Annotated in this window: 21 protein-coding genes; all 21 read right to left on the bottom strand. The window is 40.3% G+C overall.

The window, feature by feature from the left end:
• Position 1: 1 nt before the first annotated feature.
• The 21 genes from ACS125_RS06585 to ACS125_RS06485 all read right to left on the bottom strand — a co-directional run bounded on the left by ACS125_RS06585 (position 2) and on the right by ACS125_RS06485 (position 19898).
• Positions 2-928 (bottom strand): LpxL/LpxP family acyltransferase, encoded by a 927-nt coding sequence (locus ACS125_RS06585; protein ID WP_443271153.1) that lies wholly within the window; start codon positions 926-928, stop codon positions 2-4.
• Between the two features lie 2 nt (positions 929-930).
• The gene (locus tag ACS125_RS06580) at positions 931-1671 is read right to left on the bottom strand and encodes a glycosyltransferase family 2 protein (RefSeq protein ID WP_443271151.1); all 741 of its coding nucleotides are present in this window, start codon (positions 1669-1671) and stop codon (positions 931-933) included.
• Between the two features lie 2 nt (positions 1672-1673).
• Positions 1674-3332: an AMP-binding protein gene (locus ACS125_RS06575; RefSeq protein ID WP_443271149.1), complete on the bottom strand. Its 1659-nt coding sequence runs from the start codon at positions 3330-3332 to the stop codon at positions 1674-1676.
• Between the two features lie 9 nt (positions 3333-3341).
• A complete protein-coding gene (locus ACS125_RS06570; RefSeq protein WP_111855481.1) occupies positions 3342-3896 on the bottom strand; it encodes a septation protein IspZ in 555 nt (184 codons plus the stop codon).
• Positions 3893-4147 (bottom strand): acyl carrier protein, encoded by a 255-nt coding sequence (locus ACS125_RS06565; protein ID WP_080649511.1) that lies wholly within the window; start codon positions 4145-4147, stop codon positions 3893-3895. The genes ACS125_RS06570 and ACS125_RS06565 overlap by 4 nt, the downstream gene beginning before the upstream one ends.
• 5 nt (positions 4148-4152) lie before the next feature.
• The gene (locus tag ACS125_RS06560) at positions 4153-4413 is read right to left on the bottom strand and encodes a phosphopantetheine-binding protein (RefSeq protein WP_000067033.1); all 261 of its coding nucleotides are present in this window, start codon (positions 4411-4413) and stop codon (positions 4153-4155) included.
• Position 4414: 1 nt separating this feature from the next.
• Positions 4415-5218 carry a lysophospholipid acyltransferase family protein gene (locus ACS125_RS06555; protein WP_104075002.1) on the bottom strand — a complete coding sequence of 268 codons (804 nt, stop codon included), beginning with the start codon at positions 5216-5218 and terminating at the stop codon, positions 4415-4417.
• The gene (locus ACS125_RS06550) at positions 5203-5817 is read right to left on the bottom strand and encodes a beta-ketoacyl synthase chain length factor (protein WP_443271145.1); all 615 of its coding nucleotides are present in this window, start codon (positions 5815-5817) and stop codon (positions 5203-5205) included. Before ACS125_RS06550 ends, ACS125_RS06555 begins: the two co-directional genes overlap by 16 nt.
• 197 nt (positions 5818-6014) lie before the next feature.
• On the bottom strand, positions 6015-7424 hold the full coding sequence (gene der, locus ACS125_RS06545; protein WP_004794708.1) for a ribosome biogenesis GTPase Der: 1410 nt from the start codon (positions 7422-7424) through the stop codon (positions 6015-6017).
• 187 nt (positions 7425-7611) lie between these two features.
• Positions 7612-8757 carry an outer membrane protein assembly factor BamB gene (gene bamB, locus ACS125_RS06540; protein ID WP_443271143.1) on the bottom strand — a complete coding sequence of 382 codons (1146 nt, stop codon included), beginning with the start codon at positions 8755-8757 and terminating at the stop codon, positions 7612-7614.
• Entirely contained in the window at positions 8757-9455 is a 699-nt protein-coding gene (locus ACS125_RS06535; protein WP_004794712.1) for a YfgM family protein, read from the bottom strand. The genes bamB and ACS125_RS06535 overlap by 1 nt, the downstream gene beginning before the upstream one ends.
• Positions 9456-9482: 27 nt before the next feature.
• A complete protein-coding gene (gene hisS / locus ACS125_RS06530; RefSeq protein WP_004794714.1) occupies positions 9483-10775 on the bottom strand; it encodes a histidine--tRNA ligase in 1293 nt (430 codons plus the stop codon).
• The gene (ispG, locus tag ACS125_RS06525) at positions 10772-11887 is read right to left on the bottom strand and encodes a flavodoxin-dependent (E)-4-hydroxy-3-methylbut-2-enyl-diphosphate synthase (protein WP_004698760.1); all 1116 of its coding nucleotides are present in this window, start codon (positions 11885-11887) and stop codon (positions 10772-10774) included. Before ispG ends, hisS begins: the two co-directional genes overlap by 4 nt.
• Positions 11888-11908: 21 nt before the next feature.
• Positions 11909-12700 (bottom strand): helix-turn-helix domain-containing protein, encoded by a 792-nt coding sequence (locus ACS125_RS06520; protein WP_005302244.1) that lies wholly within the window; start codon positions 12698-12700, stop codon positions 11909-11911.
• On the bottom strand, positions 12691-13491 hold the full coding sequence (gene pilW / locus ACS125_RS06515; RefSeq protein WP_312820853.1) for a type IV pilus biogenesis/stability protein PilW: 801 nt from the start codon (positions 13489-13491) through the stop codon (positions 12691-12693). The genes ACS125_RS06520 and pilW overlap by 10 nt, the downstream gene beginning before the upstream one ends.
• A 15-nt stretch (positions 13492-13506) precedes the next feature.
• Complete coding sequence (rlmN, locus tag ACS125_RS06510) at positions 13507-14742, bottom strand: 23S rRNA (adenine(2503)-C(2))-methyltransferase RlmN (RefSeq protein WP_004794719.1); 1236 nt, start codon at positions 14740-14742, stop codon at positions 13507-13509.
• 123 nt (positions 14743-14865) lie between these two features.
• Positions 14866-15297, bottom strand: coding sequence for a nucleoside-diphosphate kinase (gene ndk / locus ACS125_RS06505; RefSeq protein ID WP_003654870.1), 432 nt, complete (start codon positions 15295-15297; stop codon positions 14866-14868).
• A gap of 113 nt (positions 15298-15410) precedes the next feature.
• Positions 15411-15611 carry a Fe-S cluster assembly protein IscX gene (gene iscX / locus ACS125_RS06500; protein ID WP_003654869.1) on the bottom strand — a complete coding sequence of 67 codons (201 nt, stop codon included), beginning with the start codon at positions 15609-15611 and terminating at the stop codon, positions 15411-15413.
• Positions 15612-15710: 99 nt separating this feature from the next.
• The gene (locus ACS125_RS06495; RefSeq protein WP_289781517.1) at positions 15711-16262 is read right to left on the bottom strand and encodes a phosphatase PAP2 family protein; all 552 of its coding nucleotides are present in this window, start codon (positions 16260-16262) and stop codon (positions 15711-15713) included.
• A gap of 24 nt (positions 16263-16286) precedes the next feature.
• A complete protein-coding gene (locus ACS125_RS06490) occupies positions 16287-17576 on the bottom strand; it encodes a glycosyltransferase family 4 protein (protein ID WP_081038253.1) in 1290 nt (429 codons plus the stop codon).
• A 138-nt stretch (positions 17577-17714) separates the two neighbouring features.
• Positions 17715-19898 (bottom strand): carboxy terminal-processing peptidase, encoded by a 2184-nt coding sequence (locus ACS125_RS06485; RefSeq protein ID WP_312820856.1) that lies wholly within the window; start codon positions 19896-19898, stop codon positions 17715-17717.
• Between the last annotated feature and the right edge of the window lie 123 nt (positions 19899-20021).

Raw genomic sequence — 20021 nt, 5'->3', positions numbered from 1 at the left:
GTTATTTCGTCCAAAAATTATAAAAATTAAACCATTGATAAGGGGCACGCAGACAATGCTGTTCTAATACGGCAACGTACGTTTTAGTGATGGTTTGCATACTTTCAATACGGTTAGCACGAGGTAAATTTATCTGCTCAGCAATTGAATGGATATGCACTTGAAACTGCTGTTGCACCCGATAGCAAAACACCGCAATAACAGGTACTTTGAGTAAATTTGCTAAAATCCATGCACCTTGAGGGAAAGCTGCTGACTCCCCTAAAAAATCAACATGCTGTACACGATCTGACTGCACAGGCACTCGATCTGCCGCCACAATGACCCACTCGCCTTGCTGCATTTTGTCTTGCAGCAACATTGCAGTTTCAATACCAAGTTCATCAACTGATAAAAGACAGACATCCGCCTTATCATTTATTTTTTTCAAAAACTCATTAAATTTTGTCGCGTGCTTTTGGTAAACCAGCACATTAATTTTCTGCGGATGCTCTGACTTAATGGCTCGAAGCAATTCAATATTGCCAAAGTGAGAGACAATAATCAGAGCACCTTTTTGATAATATTGAGAGAAGTTTTCATGTCCAAAAACTTGCAGTTCCTGCTCAGGAATATTACCTAGCCAGCCCTCAATCTTATCTAAAATACATTCACCAAATTGCATGAAATGCGCGTAGCTGTTTGTCCAATTTGGTTGGTGGCTAAAGGGAGTCTGTGATCCTGCAAAATGATGCAGTTTTTGTAAATAAATTAAGGAAGCCTGTCTTGCTGTGGCTGCAAATAACCAGTACCACATAATAACGAAGTACATCACCAACTTGCATAACCAACGTCCACCAAAACGATAAAACCACAACATCAGCATAAGGGGCAACATACCTCCTCGCTCTTTAATGTCGTTCCATTTTGGTGACGCTGAATCTGTCATAATTAACCTTGCAGCTTTTGTTTTAATAGCTTCGGTAAGCGAATCAGCATGCCCATAAACAAAGTTGCATGCGCTTTGCTTAGTCCTAAGTTATCTCGCCAAGCATGAAAATGAGAAATACCCTGCTCTGGATAAACCACAGGTGTTGGTACATTAATAAAAGGAGTATTTTCCCATTTTAAACGTACTAAAATTTCACTATCAAAACCCATACGTGGCTGGAATTTAGCACTATTTAAAACTTTTATCGTGCTCGCGAGCGGATACACGCGAAACCCGCACATGCTGTCTTTAATTTCAAAAGACAAACTATTTAACCACACCCAAAAATGGGTGATGTAACGGCCATATAAGCGCTTTTTAGGAATAGAGGCATCAAAATATGGCTGACCAATTACCATTGCATCTGGATTTTGTCGAGACTGCTCAATAAATTTTGGAATATCATCCCAGCAGTGTTGACCATCTGAATCGAGTTGTAACGCATGGCTTAAACCAAGCTCATAGGCTACACGTAAACCAGTTATTACGGCTTGTCCCTTACCCTTATTCACATCATGCTCAATAAGATGAATTTGAGAATATTGCTCTGCCAATGCTTTTAAAATTTGGCTACAAGCATCATCACTTCCATCATTGACCAACACAATCGGTAGATGAAATCTGTCCAGATAAGAAATTAAATCTGCTAAATAATGTGGATGGTTATAAACCGGAACAACAAAGCCGTAATTGGTCTGCATTTTTAACCCTCTACTTCCGTTTGCAAAGCAAATAATAATCGCCCTGAAGCTAGAATCTGTTCTGAATCACGTAGTTCAAAACTCACTTTATGCTCTTTTCGAGCAAGCTTGAGTTGTACCACAGCATACGGACGAATCAGGTTTTGAAATTTTAACTGTTCATATCCCTGACACCAGCTCAAATCAGACCAAATTGATTTAGCAAAATGTTGTAAAAAACCGATCTGCCCAACTCCAGGATAAATCGGTTGCGTTGGAAAATGCCCTTTAAAACACGCTAATTCAGGTGGAAATTCTAACTCCCAAATATAGTCATCTGAATTTTGAGACTGTGACAGCACCACGGGTTGTAACATAGGCTTAAATAGAGTTTTCAAATAGTTTTTATTGAGCTTGGACTGAGTATTTTGTGGTAACTGGCTGAGGAAACGCCATTGACGAGGAATCGCGATTGTTTCCAAGCTGTCTTTTAATTGTTGTTTTAAATGGCTGACAAAAGCGGACTTACCTTGCTGTTGTAACTGCTCACGAGCTTGTTCTGTCAGAACAACAATACAACCCAATATTTGACGTTGCTCATGTTCAAGTACCAATACATGACTGTGTTTTACGACACCTAGAGCCTGAATACTTTGTTCAATCGCGTCTAGACTCAAGCGCTTTTCTTCAAGTTTTACAATTCGATCTGTACGTCCCATCAACTTAAAGGTCTGACATGTTGCATCTGTCCATGCGGCGCTATCACCTGTGGTAATCCAATCATTCTCAAAGGCGTGATTACTCTTGACCATAAGCTGTTGCTCTTCAATCAGAATAGCCACATTACTAAATGCAGTCCAAGCATCTTCATCTTTAGCACGATGGGCAATACCGCCAGTTTCCGAACTTCCCAAAACTTCAATAATCGGACGATTTAAGAAAGGGCGAACACCACTTTCTAGCTTGCCACCAGAACTAAAGACCATTTGACAGTGTTGCAAAACGACATCAGTTGTCCAACGTTTTAATAATGCAGGACTTGAGATCAAATAATTGCTTAATCCCAACGTTTCTAACTGTTTTTGAGCTTGTACCACATCTTCTGGGAATGCCATTTGAGGTACATAAAAACTTCGACCAGTAGCAAGTGGTAGCAGTAATTTAAACAGTAATCCATAAATATGTTGATGACTAACCGTTGCAATCGCAATTGCATGTTCATCAAAAGTAAAGCTGTGACTTAACCCTTGGACTTCGTTGAATAATTGTTTGAGTGTTCTTGGGATTTTTTTAGGTTCACCAGTTGAACCTGATGTATAAAAATAGAGTTGAGCATGCTCTAAAAAAGCATCGTCTAAGGTTAAAGATAAAGGAACAACCTGTCCAATTTCTGGACGTTTTAAAAAATAAATCTGCTGTGCTGCAAAATCTTGTTCTAGTTCACGTACTCGATTTGGTGGTAAAAGTACTTGTTTTTTCGCTAGCAAACCAGCAAAGAATAAAACCAGAAACTCATAGCTATCCGCTTCCCATAAAGCCCAAGTTAGATTTTCCATTTGAGCAATTGCAGCAGCTTGTAAGGCCACATCCTGCCAAAAGTAATTAAAACTGGTCGAGTGCAGAGCACCGTCTATACAAAATGGCTGAGCTGAATCGATGAATTTCTGAAAATGGCAATACATAGTTTTTAATTAATGATTTGAAGAATGTAAACGCTGATGTCGCTTACGCAAAATAAATTCACCAAGGAACAAAATGCCCATCAGCACATAAGAAATAAAGCCATTATAAATGACCCAAACCTGAGTTGAGGTAAAAAGCACAGTGCTTAAAGCAATCAGTGCATTACAAAAAAAGAAAACACACCAAACTTTAGTCACCTGTCTGGTCCACTGCACCCCAGAATCAGGTAAATCGGGTTCAACGAGTCGGGCAAAGCGCTCAATCATAGACGGCGGCTTGATGAGTGTCAGCGAAAAAATAATTAATGCGCCTAAACTCATACCAACTGGATATAACTTTAACCACGCATGATTATGTGACAATAAGCTCAGACTGCCACAAACAATAGCAAAACCGGTTAAAGGCCATAATAAAGAGTTACCTTTACCAAAAAGTCTGACGACACCCAACCCGATGAGTAATAGGCTTACCCAAATGAATTGACCGTGTGTCAAACTCCAACCCACAATAAAGGGATACAGCACAAAAAGTGCTGCAACTATCCCTTTAAGAATAAACTTCATTCAGCAGTCATGTTCTGAATAACCGTCACAACATCAAGTACGGTTCTCACATTTTTAAAGTCTTCAGGCTTTACTTGTTTGCCCGTTAACTCTTTAATTTTTACAACTAAATCAACCGCGTCAATACTGTCGACATCAAGGTCTGAATAAAGATTCGAATCGAGTTGAACAGACTCCGGTTCAATTTCAAACAAATCTTCCATCCATTCACGGAGTTTAGTTAATACTTGCTCTTGAGATAACATCATCACGCTCCTTATGACTTCTGTTGTGCTTCAACTAAAGCAACCAAACTCTGGATTGATTTAAAATGCTGTTTGGTTTCATCCGACTCTGCATTTAAATGAATGTTGTAACGCTTTTTTAAAGCCAGTCCCAACTCAAGTGCATCAATCGAGTCTAATCCTAAGCCTTCTCCAAATAATGGAGCTTCTGTATCAATATCCGCAATAGTGATATCTTCTAGTGCCAAAACATCAATAATCATTTGCTTTAGTTCATCAGCAAGATTGCTCATTTCAAGATAACTCTTCATCAAAAATTTTATAAAAACTACGACTTAACTGACGAACTTGTTTAGGTCCTACTGTTAAATCATCTAACAAATCTGATACCTGTACCGCATCTAAAACCTTAACCTCGATATGAAATGGTTGAGATGGTACGTGATACCATTTTTCATTCTTGGTTAATGTAGATGGTGTGCAGGTAATAATTACTGGACGAATTGGTACATTTGCGCGAATGGCAATATTGGCTGCGCCTCGCTGAAATTCGTTGAGGGTCATCCCTTTTTCAGTGCGCGTTCCTTCCGGAAAAATTAAAAGAGAAGCCGCATTGTTTTCTTTTAGACGCTTTACACAGTCTTCAACAAACTGCTGAGAACCTGCATTTAAAATATAGCCTGCGCTTTGTACAGGTCCTTTGGTAAATGGGTTCGACCAAAGAGACTGCTTCACAACACAATTAGCCTGCTGCATCATACCAATTAGTACTACAACATCAATCAAAGTCGGATGATTGGCAATCACCAACTCTTGACGACTATTTTGTAGCTTTTCCAAGCCTTCTACCGAATAAGTCATGATGCCAAGTTTGACCATCATTTCGGTAAAGCCTTTAAAACTATGTTTAATCACATTTTGTGCACGCTGCTGACGCTCTTCAGAATCAGAGGTTGTCGCATTTAGTACTGGTGCAATCACTGAGGCAATGGCCATACCACCCAGCCCAAAACTGGCAAAACTAAAACCAGTAGCAGCCACACGCCAGCAATAATTACTTTTTTGCTTGAGGTTTTTAAGATTTAGCATTTGTTCCACCCAAATGCAGATGTTAACTGGTCAGCATCCTGCCAAAAATGAGCAAAAGCAGGAGCATCTGCTTCATCTGTATGCATCCACGCAGTAATTTGTAAATTAGGTTGCTCTAGAGTAACGACAGCAGCCATCGCATAGGCAGAAAAATCGACTGCCTCAGCATAAATATTAGGTAATGGCTCATCATAAGCAACGACTAGAACCCGCTTGATATCAGTCATTGACTTTAAAAGTGCATATGCCTCAATCAAACTTTCAGTCCATGAACAGCTTAAGCTTGTAGAGGGAGTATCAACCTGACATAAAATAGAATAAAGCCCGGAAATTGCATTATGAACAGACGTTGAAAATTGTGTAGGCGATGGAGTTTGTTCATTTAAAACATCTTTTAAGATATTTAAAGTTTTGGCCTCATCACCATACTTTGACACCCAAACAATATAATCAGCTTTATTACCATCTAATGCACCGATCGCGCTATTTAAAGCAAGTTTAGCTAAGGGCGATAAGCGTCTGCGCTGCATCGCAGGGATGCAGTCGAGAGCTGCGTACGAGGGCTGAGCATGTGTAAATATAAGCTGAGCAAGATGTAATGTTACCATGCTAAAAAATGAACCCTAAGCCACGTTATTCTGTAGAAATATAAATTATTTTATAAAGATGCTGATTATAGCATTCGTTATAAAATTTACAAAAAATTACGTTTATTACTCACACTTTTTCATAACTCTTGGCACGTGCTCATTTATTTGCAATAAAAAACCCAAAGAAAACTTTGGGTTTTTGAATGTCAAAAAGCTTAACGATTAAATTTTTTCTCTGCTTTTTTAAATTTCTGAATGTAGCGACGACGACGCGCAGCAGTACGTTCATCAATTTGACTCTTACGACCTTCAAACGGGTTTTCAGAAGTTTTAAAGTCAATACGAACTGGTGTACCTTCAAGTTTATATACTTTACGGAACACGTTTTCTAAGTAACGACGATAATCCGCAGGAGTCTTATCAACCTTATTACCATGGATCACAATCGTTGGTGGGTTCTGTCCACCCATATGCGCGTAACGCATTTTAATACGTTTTCCACTCACCATTGGCGGTTGATGTGCATCTGTAGCATCATTCAAAATTTGGGTTAATTTCGCAGGTGAAACTTTTAAATGCGATGAATCATAAGCACGGTGAATAGTTGGATACATATCCCCTACACCCGTACCATGCAATGCAGAAATAAGGTGTACTTTCGCCCATGGAATAAAGTCAAAACGACGATCAACATCCAATTTACATTGTTTGCGATCATATTCGGTCATGTTATCCCATTTATTAATAGCGATCATCATGGCACGCCCAGCTTCAAGTGCGTAACCAATTAAATGCAAATCTTGCTCAACAACTCCTTCACGAGCATCGAGAACCACAACAACCACATGTGCATCTTTAATGGCTTGTAGCGTTTTCACAATTGAGAATTTCTCAATCATTTCTTCTACTTTACCCTTACGACGCACACCAGCTGTGTCAATTAATGTGTATTGACGACCATCACGTTCAAAAGGAATATAAATCGAATCGCGGGTTGTACCAGGTTGGTCAAATGCTACTACACGATCTTCGCCAAGTAATCGATTGACCAAGGTAGATTTACCAACGTTTGGACGGCCAATAATGGCTAAACGTAAACCTGTTGCTTTGTCATGTTCTTCTTCACTTTCGTCTTCAGGAACATTCTCAAGAACATCTTCAAGCATTTGCTGCACACCACGACCATGGCTGGCAGCAACTTGTAAAGGTTCACCCATACCAAGCTTGTAGAATTCAACCAAAGCCGCTTCTGCATGAACGCCATCTACTTTGTTTGCAACAAGATAAATTTTCTTGCCCAAAGTACGTAGTTCACGGGCAATTTGCTCATCTGAAGCCAATAAACCAGCACGAGCATCAACCACAAAAATAATGATGTCTGCTTCATTAATTGCCGTTTTTGACTGCTCGGCCATGTAGTTATCAATACCGCCCTCATTTTCACCAATACCGCCAGTATCAACGACAATAAAAGACTTATTCTGATAAGTCGCATCACCATATTTACGGTCACGAGTCAGGCCCGCGAAGTCGGCTACAAGTGCATCACGACTCTTGGTAATCTGGTTAAATAACGTTGATTTTCCGACATTCGGACGACCAATGAGCGCAATAACGGGTTTCATACAATAACCTTAATTCAAGACCAGCCATATCTCATGGCATGAGCATTAAAAACAGTACAGGAGATATATTTTAAGGTCAGAGATGACCATAATAAAAGACGGGGCTTTGAACTGATTTAATTCAAACACCCCGATATTTTTAACAGCATAATTTGTTAAGCGCTTATTTTAGCACAAGCGAACAAAATTAACGATTCTGCCAAATACTTAAATCGCCTTTTCGGGTCGAAACATAAAGTTGGTTTTCGATAACACGTAATGTATTAACTTCACCACTTGTTTTTGAACGACCAATTAACTTACCTGTTGTTGGTTCAACAAGATGTAATACGCCATCTAAATCACCTACAACAAGATCTTGTCCTAGCACAACTGGATTACTTAAATGACGGTTTAACAAACTATCATTTTCCCAGATTTTTTCACCAGATGCTAAATCGTAAGCTGTTAACTTACCATCTGTTGAAGAGACAAATACTTTATTGTCATAAACTTCTGGACGTTTAGTACTGCTCGAATCTTCACTCCAAACGACACGTTGAGAAGCAAGATCGGTTACAGTCACTTGACCTTGGAAACTGGTCGTTACCATAAACTGTCCAGCTACAGTAGGATCACCATCGATATCAATTAAACGTTGAATATCAGAACGACCTTCACTTACTGCAACACGACGTTGGAAACGCGGAATACCACTAATGGTATCAATTGCATAAACATATGCATTCGCAGAAGCAATTAATACAGTACGAGGATCAAGGCTCACTGGTGATGCCTGACCACGCAAACTAAATTGGATATTCGGTAACTTATAAGCCCAAACTTGTTGGCCTGAAGTAGCATCATGCGCAAATACAGTACCATCATTCGCAATGGTAATAACACGTCCAGATTGAACCAATGACGGGCTTAACAATGCGCCAGATAACTGTGCAGTCCACTTCTGTTCGCCTGTTGCCTGATCTAGTGCAAAGAGTTGACCTTTACTGTTACCAACAACAACAATTCCTTCAGCAGCTTCAACACCAGAACTCAAGCCTAATTTGCTGACTTTCTTTTCCCAAATGCGTTGTTTACCACGATATGCAGCGACTTCACCTTTTGGATCAAGAGTGAAAACCACACCATCGTTTGCATCAAGTTGCAAACGTAATGGATCAGCTTTATCAGTAGAAGAAACACTACGCGAAAACACTGGCGTTAAGGTCTTTTTCGACTCGGTCAATTTCGGTAGAGGATTAGGTTTAACTTCTTTTACTTTATTACTAGAACATCCCACCAGTACAGCCGATGCGATTGCAATTGCCAAAGGCAGTTTGAATTTCTGATTCATTAAGACTCTTCCACCTGTGTTTCCAAAATTGGGCGCTCAATCTGTGGATCTTCAACTAAAACGCCAACACTTTCGAGTTTAATTTGTAAAATTTGTCGCTCTTGTTTACGTTCTAGTAACGAATTCCAAGCTGCCTGATACGCTTTTTTAGCAGAATCAACATCTTTCTTAGCAACAAAGATATCACCACGTAACTCTTCTACCGTTGCTTTAAACGCAGGATCGACGTTACCAGACAAAGTTTTTAATGCTTCATCATATTTGTTTTGCGCCAATTGTGCATCTGCTAAACGCAATTTTACAACCTGAATCAAACCTTCATCTTTAACTTTTGAGTTTTCAACTTTCTTTAAGGCTTTTTCAGCAGCAGCATAATCCTGTTTTTCATAGGCTAATTTTGCTAATACAAATTGAGTCTGTATGGCCTGAACAGAGTCGATATCATCTTTTACAATTTTATCTGCTGATGCAGTTACTGAACTTAAAGCATTCGGATTATCGGCACTCGCATTTGCCTCATCCATTAACTGCTGTACTTTTGCAGTTTCTACCTGACTAGTTGCCAGATTCTTTTTTTGCCAGTATGTCCACCCAAAAAAGGCAATCAACGCAATGAGAATTCCGCTAATCATGGCAGAACCATATTTTTTGGCGAACGACTTTAAGCTGTCGAATTGTTCTTCATCACTTAAGCTCATGTGATTGTCCTTTTCCAGATGTTCAGTTTATTTTGTAAATTTTTGGATTAAAAATGGTACGAGGTCAGCAATTGCGACTTGTGACTGTTCAGCTGTTGCTAACTCTTTAATAGCAAGCTGCTGTGCTTCCCACTCTCGTTCCCCTAAAATCAAAGCAAAGATTGCTCCAGCCTGATCAGCTTTTTTCATCTGGCTTTTCATGCTGCCTTGTGAACCTGTTTTGATGCGAATACTGCTATTTGCAGCTTCTAACTGGTCACGTAATTGTTCCGCTAAAATCAAAGCATTCGTTTGATAAGCAGGTTCTGCAACCAAGAAAACTTCACAATCACGAATAACTTCAGCTTGTTCAACTTGCTCAAGCAGAAGCAATAAACGCTCCATACCCATTGCAAAACCAACAGCTGGTACAGATTGATCTGGCTTACCTTTTAATTGGCCAACTAAACCGTCGTAGCGCCCACCAGCACATACTGTGCCTTGCGAACCAAGTGCTGTAGTCGTCCATTCAAAAACAGTCTTGTTGTAATAGTCTAGACCACGCACCAACTTCTGGTTAATTACAAACTGGATACCAGCAGCAGTCAAATAATCTTGTAACTGCTTAAAATGATCCAAACTATCTTCTTTTAAGAAATCATGCAATTTCGGCGCATTTTCCAGAATTTTCTGAGTAGATTCAATTTTAGAATCTAAAATGCGTAATGGATTTGTTGTTAAGCGACGCTGCGAATCTTCATCCAACGCATCTTTATGCTCATTTAAAAAAGCAACTAATGCATTGCGATACTCTGTACGCTCATCAGTTTCGCCTAAAGTATTCAACTCAAGCTGAACCTTATCAGCAACGCCCATACGTTTCCATAAGCGAGCTGTCAACATAATCAATTCAGCATCAATGTCAGGAGTCGCAACACCAAAAGTTTCCACACCAAACTGATGGAACTGACGGTAACGCCCTTTTTGTGGTTTTTCATAACGGAACATAGGTCCCATATACCACACGCGTGGCGTAGCGCCGCGCAACAAATTATGTTCAACCAACGCACGAACACAGCCAGCTGTACCTTCCGGACGTAAGGTTAATGACTCTGGTGGGTTACCTTTGTCGAAAAAGGTGTACATTTCTTTTTCAACAATATCAGTGGCATCACCAATAGCACGTTTAAACAAGCCCGTTTGCTCAACGATTGGTAAACGAATTTGCTGATACCCATAAGCATCCATTAAAGATGCTAAATGTTGCTCAAGACGTCTCCACGCTACTGTTTGCGTTGGCAAGACGTCATTAAAACCTTTGATTGCGACAATTGAACTCATGATGAACTACGAATAATTTCTTTAGATTTAGCTTCTTCAAGCTCTTGGACACGTTGACGAACCATTGTTTCGATTTCATCAACCAATTGATCGGTATCGATTAAATGGCTTTTCTCACCATTACGATAAACCAGTGAGCGAGGCGCAGCCCCAACAACCCCGATATCAGCTTCTTTTGCTTCACCCGGGCCATTTACCTTACAACCAATCACTGACACATCCATTGGAGTACGAATATCTTCTAAACGTTCTTCCAAAGCTTGCATCACTTGAATAACGTTAAATTCTTGGCGCGAACAACTCGGACAAGCAATAAAGTTAATCCCGTTAGAGCGCAGACCAAGCGATTTTAAGATATCAAAACCAATCTTGATTTCATCTTCTGGTTCGGCAGCAAGCGAAATACGCATTGTATCGCCAATACCTTCCATCAATAATCCGCCAAGGGCAATCGCTGATTTCACAGTACCCGTACGGTAAATACCCGCTTCGGTAACACCAAGGTGTAATGGATTATCAATTTGCTGAGAAAGCAAGCGGTAAGCATCCATGGTTAAAAACACATTTGAGGCTTTTACACTAACTTTAAACTCATGGAAATCGAGGCGGTCTAAAATATCAATGTGACGTAAAGCTGATTCAAGAAGTGCTTGCCCAGTAGGCTCGCCATATTTTTTCTGTAAATCTTTTTCTAGAGAACCCGCATTCACACCAATACGCATTGAAATACCGTGATGACGTGCCGCAGCAACGACCTCGCGAACTTTCTGGTCTGACCCGATATTACCTGGATTAATACGCAAACAGTCTGCACCATAATCTGCAACTGCTAAGGCAATTCTATGGTCAAAATGAATATCGGCAACTAATGGTACTGAAACGCGCTTACGAATTGCGCCAAATGCCTCAGCAGCCTCCATAGATGGGACCGAAACACGCATAATATCAGCACCTGCATCAACGCAACGCTCAATCTGAGCAACGGTTGCATCCACATCGCAAGTTTCGGTATTTGTCATACTTTGCACACTAATAGGTGCATCGCCACCGACATACACCGACCCAACACGAATTTTGCGTGTTGGTCGACGTTTAATTGGGTTCTCTATCATTGTATCGCTCAACTCATGGTATTAGCGGGATAAACGGAATTCAGCTTTACCGTTTACCGTATATGGAGACAATGAAATCTGTTCTTGGTTTAAACTTAATGACACGGCAGTTGCATCATCAAGACGAATCTGAAATGGAGACTCGCCATTTAAGTTTAAAGTTGATGACTGACGGCCTGTCGCCAAAACTTTACCTGTTGCATCAACAATATGAACAGACGTTGGACGGTTAAAGTTTAGCACCAATTGATCACCCACTGTTGAGGTGGCATTTCCTTTCATAGGTAAAACTTCAACACTAGATTGATTTACTTTAGGTAAATCAGCATCTTCTTTCTTAGAAGTCCATTTTTGAATACCCATGACAATCAATGACACAACAGCAATAACCACGATTGCAAGAAGTGCACGCTTCAACCATTTCTTATTACGGTCACTATTAGAACCAGGGAGTTTACCCATGATTTTAATCGGTGAATTATTTAAGGCATGGTTCGGTAAAAGCCCGGTATCATTTGCATAAATTTCATCAAAGCGCTGAATAATTGCCGTCGCATCTGTATTTAAATATTTTGCATATGAACGGTAATAACCCTTGATAAAAGTCGCTTCTGGCAATGACTTGTAATCATCTTGCTCTAAAGCAGTTAGAGTCTTAACCGGCATGTTTAAATCTGAAGAAACTTGCCCTAACTCTTTATTCTGAGCAACTCGAATTTGACGTAAATACTCACCAGGACGTTGAATATTTCCTAAAGCAGAAGTCGGTAAGCTTGAGCCAGTTGGCTGCTGTGAATTAGGATTTATTTCCATACGGCCTCAGTACTATACTGTAATTGCAAATAACGTTGATATTCTGGACTTTCCGGGAACAAAGCACGTAACTGGTTTACTAAGACTTGCATTCCCATTTTATCCGCATTGGCTCGAGCCACTCTTACACCAATCCAAAGTGCTCTTGCACCCTGATTTTTCTGCCCCACTGTATGAACGTATTGTTCATACATTTGTGTAGCAGCCGGAATCTGCTGCTGCAAATAAAAAATTTCCGCTAACTCTAACATTGAAATATAAGAGTCGCGGTTAGCAAGGAGTGCTTGTTTGAATGTTTTTTCAGCATTCGCAACATCACCCAATTTTAAATAAATACGCCCTAGATTTTCTAACGCCTGATAGCGTTGGTCATAACCTAATGTTGTACCAGCAATACGAAATTGCTCGATCGCATCATTATAGCGTTCCATTTGGTATAAATAAGTACCATAGTTATTATGTGCTTGAGCATTATCTGGTTCAGATGAAATTGCTCGTTTAAAGTAATGTTCTGCTTTTTCTAAGTTCGGCTTGCTACCTTCTTGCTGTAGCAAAATGCCCATCATCATATTTGCCATTGCATCGCGGTTATCTACACTTAAAGCTTGATCAAGAACTCGCTTTGCCGAATCCAAGTCACCAGAACGGATATGTTCAGCAGCAAGTTGTGTACGCACTTTTACCGCTTTTTCTGGGTCTTTCTTTTGCATATGCGTTGTCTGGCAACCACTTACCAGAAATGCAACTGCAACCCCCATCCATAATACCGTTTTTAACTTTGGAGTACTCAAAGCCTGCCCTCAATTTTATCCCTGTGTACGCAAAATCTCTTGACGCTGTGTGACTTTCTTCTGCCACTGTTCAGCACGACGAGTTCTATCGGCCACTTGACCGACTAACTGTCCACATGCAGCATCAATATCATCACCACGTGTTTGACGAATCGTACACACAAATCCAGCATCAGACAAAGTTTTTTGGAACGAGATAATTCGATTTCGGCTTGAGCGGCCATATGGTGCATGTGGGAACGGGTTAAATGGAATTAAATTAATTTTACTTGGTAAGTTTTTTAATAATTTAATCATTTGCTGTGCATGTTCAGGCTGATCATTTACACCCTCTAACATCACATATTCAATAGTCACATGTTTACGCGTACTTTCATTACCATCTTTGGCAATATAACGCTGACATGCTGCAATCAACTGAGCCAATGGATATTTTTTATTAATTGGCACTAGTTCATTACGTAATTCATCATTTGGTGCATGTAAAGAAATTGCTAAAGCAACATCAATGTCTTTTGCAAGTTGATCAATTTTAGGTACAACACCTGATGTTGATAAAGTCACACGACGCTTAGACATGCCATAAGCAAAGTCATCAAGCATAATCTGCATTGAGCTTAATACGGCATCATAGTTGAGCAATGGTTCACCCATACCCATCATCACGACATTGGTCACTGAACGCTCGCGCTCGGCAACCGGCACTTCTTCCATATAGGAATAGTTTGCCATCCAAAGTTGTCCAATGATTTCATCTGGCGTTAAATCACGTTGGAAACCTTGTTTTCCTGTTGAACAAAATGAGCAATCTAATGCACAACCGACTTGTGACGAAATACACAAAGTCTTACGCAAGCCTGTTTTATCTTCGGCAGGAATTAATACAGTTTCAACTAAAGAACCTGCACCATCGCCCACACGAAAAACCCACTTACGTGTACCATCTTTTGAATAATGACGGTGAACTACTTCAGGAGCTTTGATTTCACAAATCTGTTCAAGCTTCGCACGCAATTTCCCTGAAATATTGGTCATTTCAGCAAAATCAGTAATGAAGTATTGATGTATCCATTTCATCACCTGACCGGCACGAAACTTTTTCTCACCAATATCTTCAAAGAATTTTTCTAATTCAGTACGAGACATGCCGAGTAAATTCACTTTATTTTCGGCAGCAGGAATGACCAGCGTGGACGAAGATTGCTGCTGTCCATCAAGATTTTCAGATGAAACGACCTCTGCAGAACTCATGTGTATTTACCTAAACCATGTCAAAAAACTGAAGATATTGTTCAAGAATCAAACAATATTCTCTTGAGAGAATAAAAAAACCAGATAAGTAGTATACCACTTATCTGGTTTGAATGCTTTCGATTAACGAGTGCGTGGGCAGATCTCGTTGTCAGCAAAGAAGTAAGCAATTTCACGCTCTGCAGAAGCAACTGAGTCAGAACCGTGAGCAGCGTTTTCGTCGATGCTTACAGCAAAGTCAGCACGGATAGTGCCAGGAGCAGCTTCTTTAGGGTTTGTAGCGCCTAAGATTTCACGGTGTGCAAGAACTGCATTTTCGCCTTCAAGAACAGATACTACAACTGGACCAGAAGTCATGAATGCAACTAAGTCACCAAAGAAACCACGTTCTTTATGCTCAGCATAGAAACCTTCAGCATCAGCTTGAGAAAGGTGTTTCATTTTAGTCGCAACAATTTTTAAACCCGCTTTTTCAAAACGAGCAAAAATATCACCGATGTGGTTTTTAGAAACTGCATCAGGTTTTACGATAGACAAAGTACGTTCAATAGCCATGAGTGGCTCCTTTATTTTAAAATTTAAACATTAAAAAATTTGCCGCATTATACCGATGTCATAGGCAATAATCAGCTTTGAATGTGTAAAAGTTGCGATTTTTTCTACTGTTTTTAGCGAACTTCGTCTATCCAGGCCATTTGAATCCCTTCTAGCAATCCTTCTGTCGATTTATTTGGGTCATCATTGAAGTCTGGCAATGCGCACACCCATGCATGTAAATCGGTAAAACGAATCCATTGCGGATCAACTTCTGGATGTGCTTCTGACAATTCAATGGCAATATCAATCGTATCTGTCCAACGTAAGCCCATAGCGGCTCCTATCTGTTTAATCTGCTAAATCACGAACTGTGTACTTTAGCAAATCCACAAACCTAATCGATAGCTTAAGCTGATAAAAATTACCGATGCCTATAAAGCGATGTTCAAGAGCGGAGCCATAAAAATAATCATACTCGCGACTGCTGCACCAATGAGTGCACCGACAATCACATCACTTGGGTAATGAAGACCAAGTACCATACGAGACAATGCTACAAGCACCATGAAAGGAAACATCGCCGCAAGTAAAGCTGGCTGGATATAACCCAACACAATTGTCACCATCACTGCATGAAGTGTATGACCCGATGGAAAACTAAAATGATCAAGTGGTCTTTCACCGAGCACAATCACTTGATGCACTTGATAAGGACGGGGTCGTGTTGTCTTGTGTTTTAAAAATTTATAGATCGCGGTTCCAATAGAACCACCTAATAACAAGTAGATGATTTGCAGGCTATAGGTGATGCCTTGCATCCCCCACACGATTGCCAGCATTAGATACCAAAATGGGCCGTCACCCACACGACTGATGATTTTGAAGAAAAGGGCAACACGCTGTGAGTGAGAGAAATTGTTAAGATATAAACAGCCTCTTAAATCTAAATCGAGTATTTTTATTTTTGCATTCTTAAATTTCATGGTCATTCTCCTATTTTAGGATACTTAGGTGAAGTCCACCGAGGGCTCCTTCACTACCTGATAAAATGCCTGCTCCAATTGCTGAACCGGAAGTTGCCAACCGCTTTGCTGTACTTTATGACAGGCTTGCACGCCCATTTCTCTAAGTTGTTGTACTGAAGGAAGCTGATAAATTTGTTGTATAAAGTGGCTTTTTTGTCCAAGTGGGCTTAACCAGCCATTCACACCATGGGTTAAGTATTGATGTGCACATGCATAATCATACGCGATAACTGGCAAACCGCTTGCCATTGCCTCTAAAACTACGTTACCAAACGTTTCAACTTGACTCGCAAATACGAATACGTCTGCACTCGCATATGCAGCAGCCAAATCTTGACCTCTCAGACTTCCGGTAAAGATAACACCCTTCGCTTCAGGTAGTGACTTTAAACGAGCAAAATCTGGGCCATCTCCCACAATAACCAATTTCGTTTTATGTGGCTGAATGCTTTGTAGGCTCGCATAACTATCAATGAGCACTTGCACTTCTTTTTCGGGAGACAAACGCCCTACATAAAGCATAACGCGAGTATTCTCATCGGCATCCCATTGTTTTCGCAAATTTTCAGAGCGATGCTTTGGTGAAAATCTCGTTGTGTCTACGCCGCGTCCAACAACAACCAGCGGGCAAGTAATACCAAAACCGCGTAATGCTTCTTGTGTATCTTTACTTGGCACACAAGTCACTTGAGTATTGTTGTGAAACCAGCATAGGTATTTTTGAATCGGTTTAACCAAAAAAGCCAAATCGAAGAATCGACTAAAATCTTGAAATGGTGAATGAAAGCCACTCGAAACAGGAATAGCTTTTGCCTTAGCAGCCTGCATGGCGGTTAAACCTAATGGTCCTTCAGTCACAATATGGACCACATCGGGCACAAACTTTTCAAAAGCTTTCGATACTTTTAAATATTGTGGCCAACCAAACTGCAAAGTCGGATATTTGGGAATCGCCTGCGACATCACCAGACATTCTTGCTCTGGCGTAAAGTCATGGCATTTTGCCTTTTGCTCTGGACGAATCAGTAAAATCTTATGCCCCTGTTTCTGTAAACCTTGGCATAGTTGTAATAATGAAAGTGCCACACCATTAATTTCAGGTGGCCAAGTTTCCGTCACAATCGCAATTTTTAAACGTGGGCGCACCAAATCATGCAATGAATGCGTATTAGATAGCTGCTGCTTTTGTTTAAAAAAGAATTGGAAGCTTTCAGGAAGTTGCTGTTGTTTTAATAGTGCTGTCGCGTATGAGCTTTGCATAGCGCCATCCATCAATGTATTTATTTTCATGCTTAAAGATTAAGCAGTTTTTTTGACATTTTGATGATAAATGCGTGACAGTTTACTGACATGAAAAATAAAAAAAGCACACTGATAACAGCATGCTTTTCTCTTAAGACCTAGTAATACTTAGCGGTTTTGCAATTTTGCATAGTCCATGAGTACATTTGCAGCTTCAGTCACAAAAGTTTCTTCTTCTGGCAATGCAGGGCGTTGAGATGCTTTCATTTTAGCGCGAGATTCAGCTAGAGCATCTAATGAAGCTTGATAGCTTTCCCAGTTTGCAAAAGGCTTTTGACCAGTTGCAGCACGGCGTTCATTTTCTGCATCTAAAGTTTGTTTCTCTAAACCAAGTAATTCTGCACGGCGTTTATCAATATCAAGTACCACTTGTTTCTGATCACTCGTAACTTTGGCAATCGCGGTACGTTTATTTAGATATTTAAACTGGGCATCATTAGCAACACGTTGTTCAGAGAATTGAGACAACTTTGCCACATAAGGTTGAACAGAGCCTTCGCGCTTAAATGGTGCAGTAGGAATTGTGTCCCACTTCAACGCATTCTTCGATTTACGTTCACCAAACTCTTCATTATAGATATCGACGAGTTTAATGTCTGGCACTACACCTTTATTTTGTGTACTACCACCTGTAATACGGTAGAACTTACGCTGAGTTAAAGTCGCTTGACCGTATGCCAGAGTATCAAGTTGCACCTGAGCTGTACCCTTACCAGTCGTTGTACTACCGATAATAATACCGCGCTCATAGTCTTGAATTGCAGCAGAGTAAATTTCACTTGCAGATGCAGATGCCAAGTTCACCATTACAGCAAGGGGGCCAGTGTAAATTTGTTGACCACCGTCGTTGTCTTCAAAAACACTTACGTTGCCATTGCCATCACGAATTTGAACCACTGGACCTGACTTAATCACTTGACCCAGCATACGTGCAACTTCTTCTAATGAACCACCTGGATCATTACGCAAGTCGATAATAATACCTTCTACTTTCTTCGCTTTTAACGCTTCAAAAGCATTGGCCGTATCTTCAGAAACTGAACGGTATTGTTGACCCGCACGACGTGAACGATAGTCAAAATAGAATGATGGAATTTCAATCACGCCTAACAGATGCTTTTTACCATCGCGGTTAACTTCAACTGTACGTGAACGAACACCAGCATCTTCTTCTTGAATCACATCACGCACTAAGGTCACATTACGTGCTTGACTCATTGATGCGCCAGCACCAAGAAGTTTTAACGTAACTTTAGTTCCGCGCTTACCACGAATGAGTCCAACAATTTCAGAACTTGTCCAACCAACCACATCAATCATTTTCTCGCCTTCTTGGGCGACACCAACGATTCGATCTCCTGATTTCACTTGACCAGACTTACTTGCAGGACCACCTTCTACAATGGTTTCAATCTTGGTGTAATCTTCATTGCCACGCTCTGGACGAATCGATACACCAATACCTTCAAGCTGCAAGGTGGTTTGGCGATTCAATTCTATCGCATCGATTGGCGGGTAATAGTTACTGTGTGGATCATAAGTCGCCAACATGGCGTTCAATGTTTTATCCAACACATCATCGCTTTTCACACGACTAATTCTTTCAAGCTGACGCGTATAACGTTTAGTTAAGGTCTGAGCTGGTGTTAAATCTTCTGGACCAGTTAAATCTTGACCATCAGCAAGTGATGGATTTTCTTTAAGCGCTTTTTGTTTCGCCTGCTCTTCTTCACGGCTAATCGTTAAGTTGATTAACTGCGAAACCAACATTTTACGCCAGTGATTTTGTTGCTCAGCCGATGTTTTAAAATACGGCGCTTTTTCACGATCAACTTCAATATAACTATTTGGCTGTTTTAAATTTTGCTGCTGTTTCAGCTCGGCTAACATGAACTCATAAAATTGTTTTAAGCGTTCACGATATTGCTGATGAATTGCAAATGGTCCAGTCAAATTCCCCGCTTTTAAAGAAGCACCAAAATTTGGACCATATAGTTTTTTATAATTTTGAACTTCAGCGTCTAAAAATAGTGAGTGATCCGGATCAAGACTATCTAAATACATATCGAGAATACGATTTGATGTCGTCGCATCCAGACGCATATTCAAATAATGTTGGCGATCAACTAAAGTTGCCAGTTGGCGAGCCACCAAAGCCTGTTCTTGCGTTGGCTGGATCGATTGAGAAACCACAGCAGTATTGGTTGCTGCTCTCGCTTCATTCATCGTATGAGTGAAGAATAAACCGCCAGTCGCGATCGCTACTGCACAAGCTATAGTTTGAAGTTTCATAAATTTTTAATACTTCCTTGGGTGTTCCTATCTTACACGCTCTGTTTTCGATATGAACTAAGCAGATTCAAAATCTTAACCAACTAAATTGTTTATACCGTGTAGTTTTATCATATTCTGTAC

This window comes from Acinetobacter sp. PFS20, assembly GCF_052261015.1.
Classification (GTDB): Bacteria; Pseudomonadota; Gammaproteobacteria; order Pseudomonadales; family Moraxellaceae; genus Acinetobacter.
The sequence above is the reverse complement of the archived record's forward strand: the minus strand, read 5'-3'. Positions and strand labels throughout refer to the sequence as shown.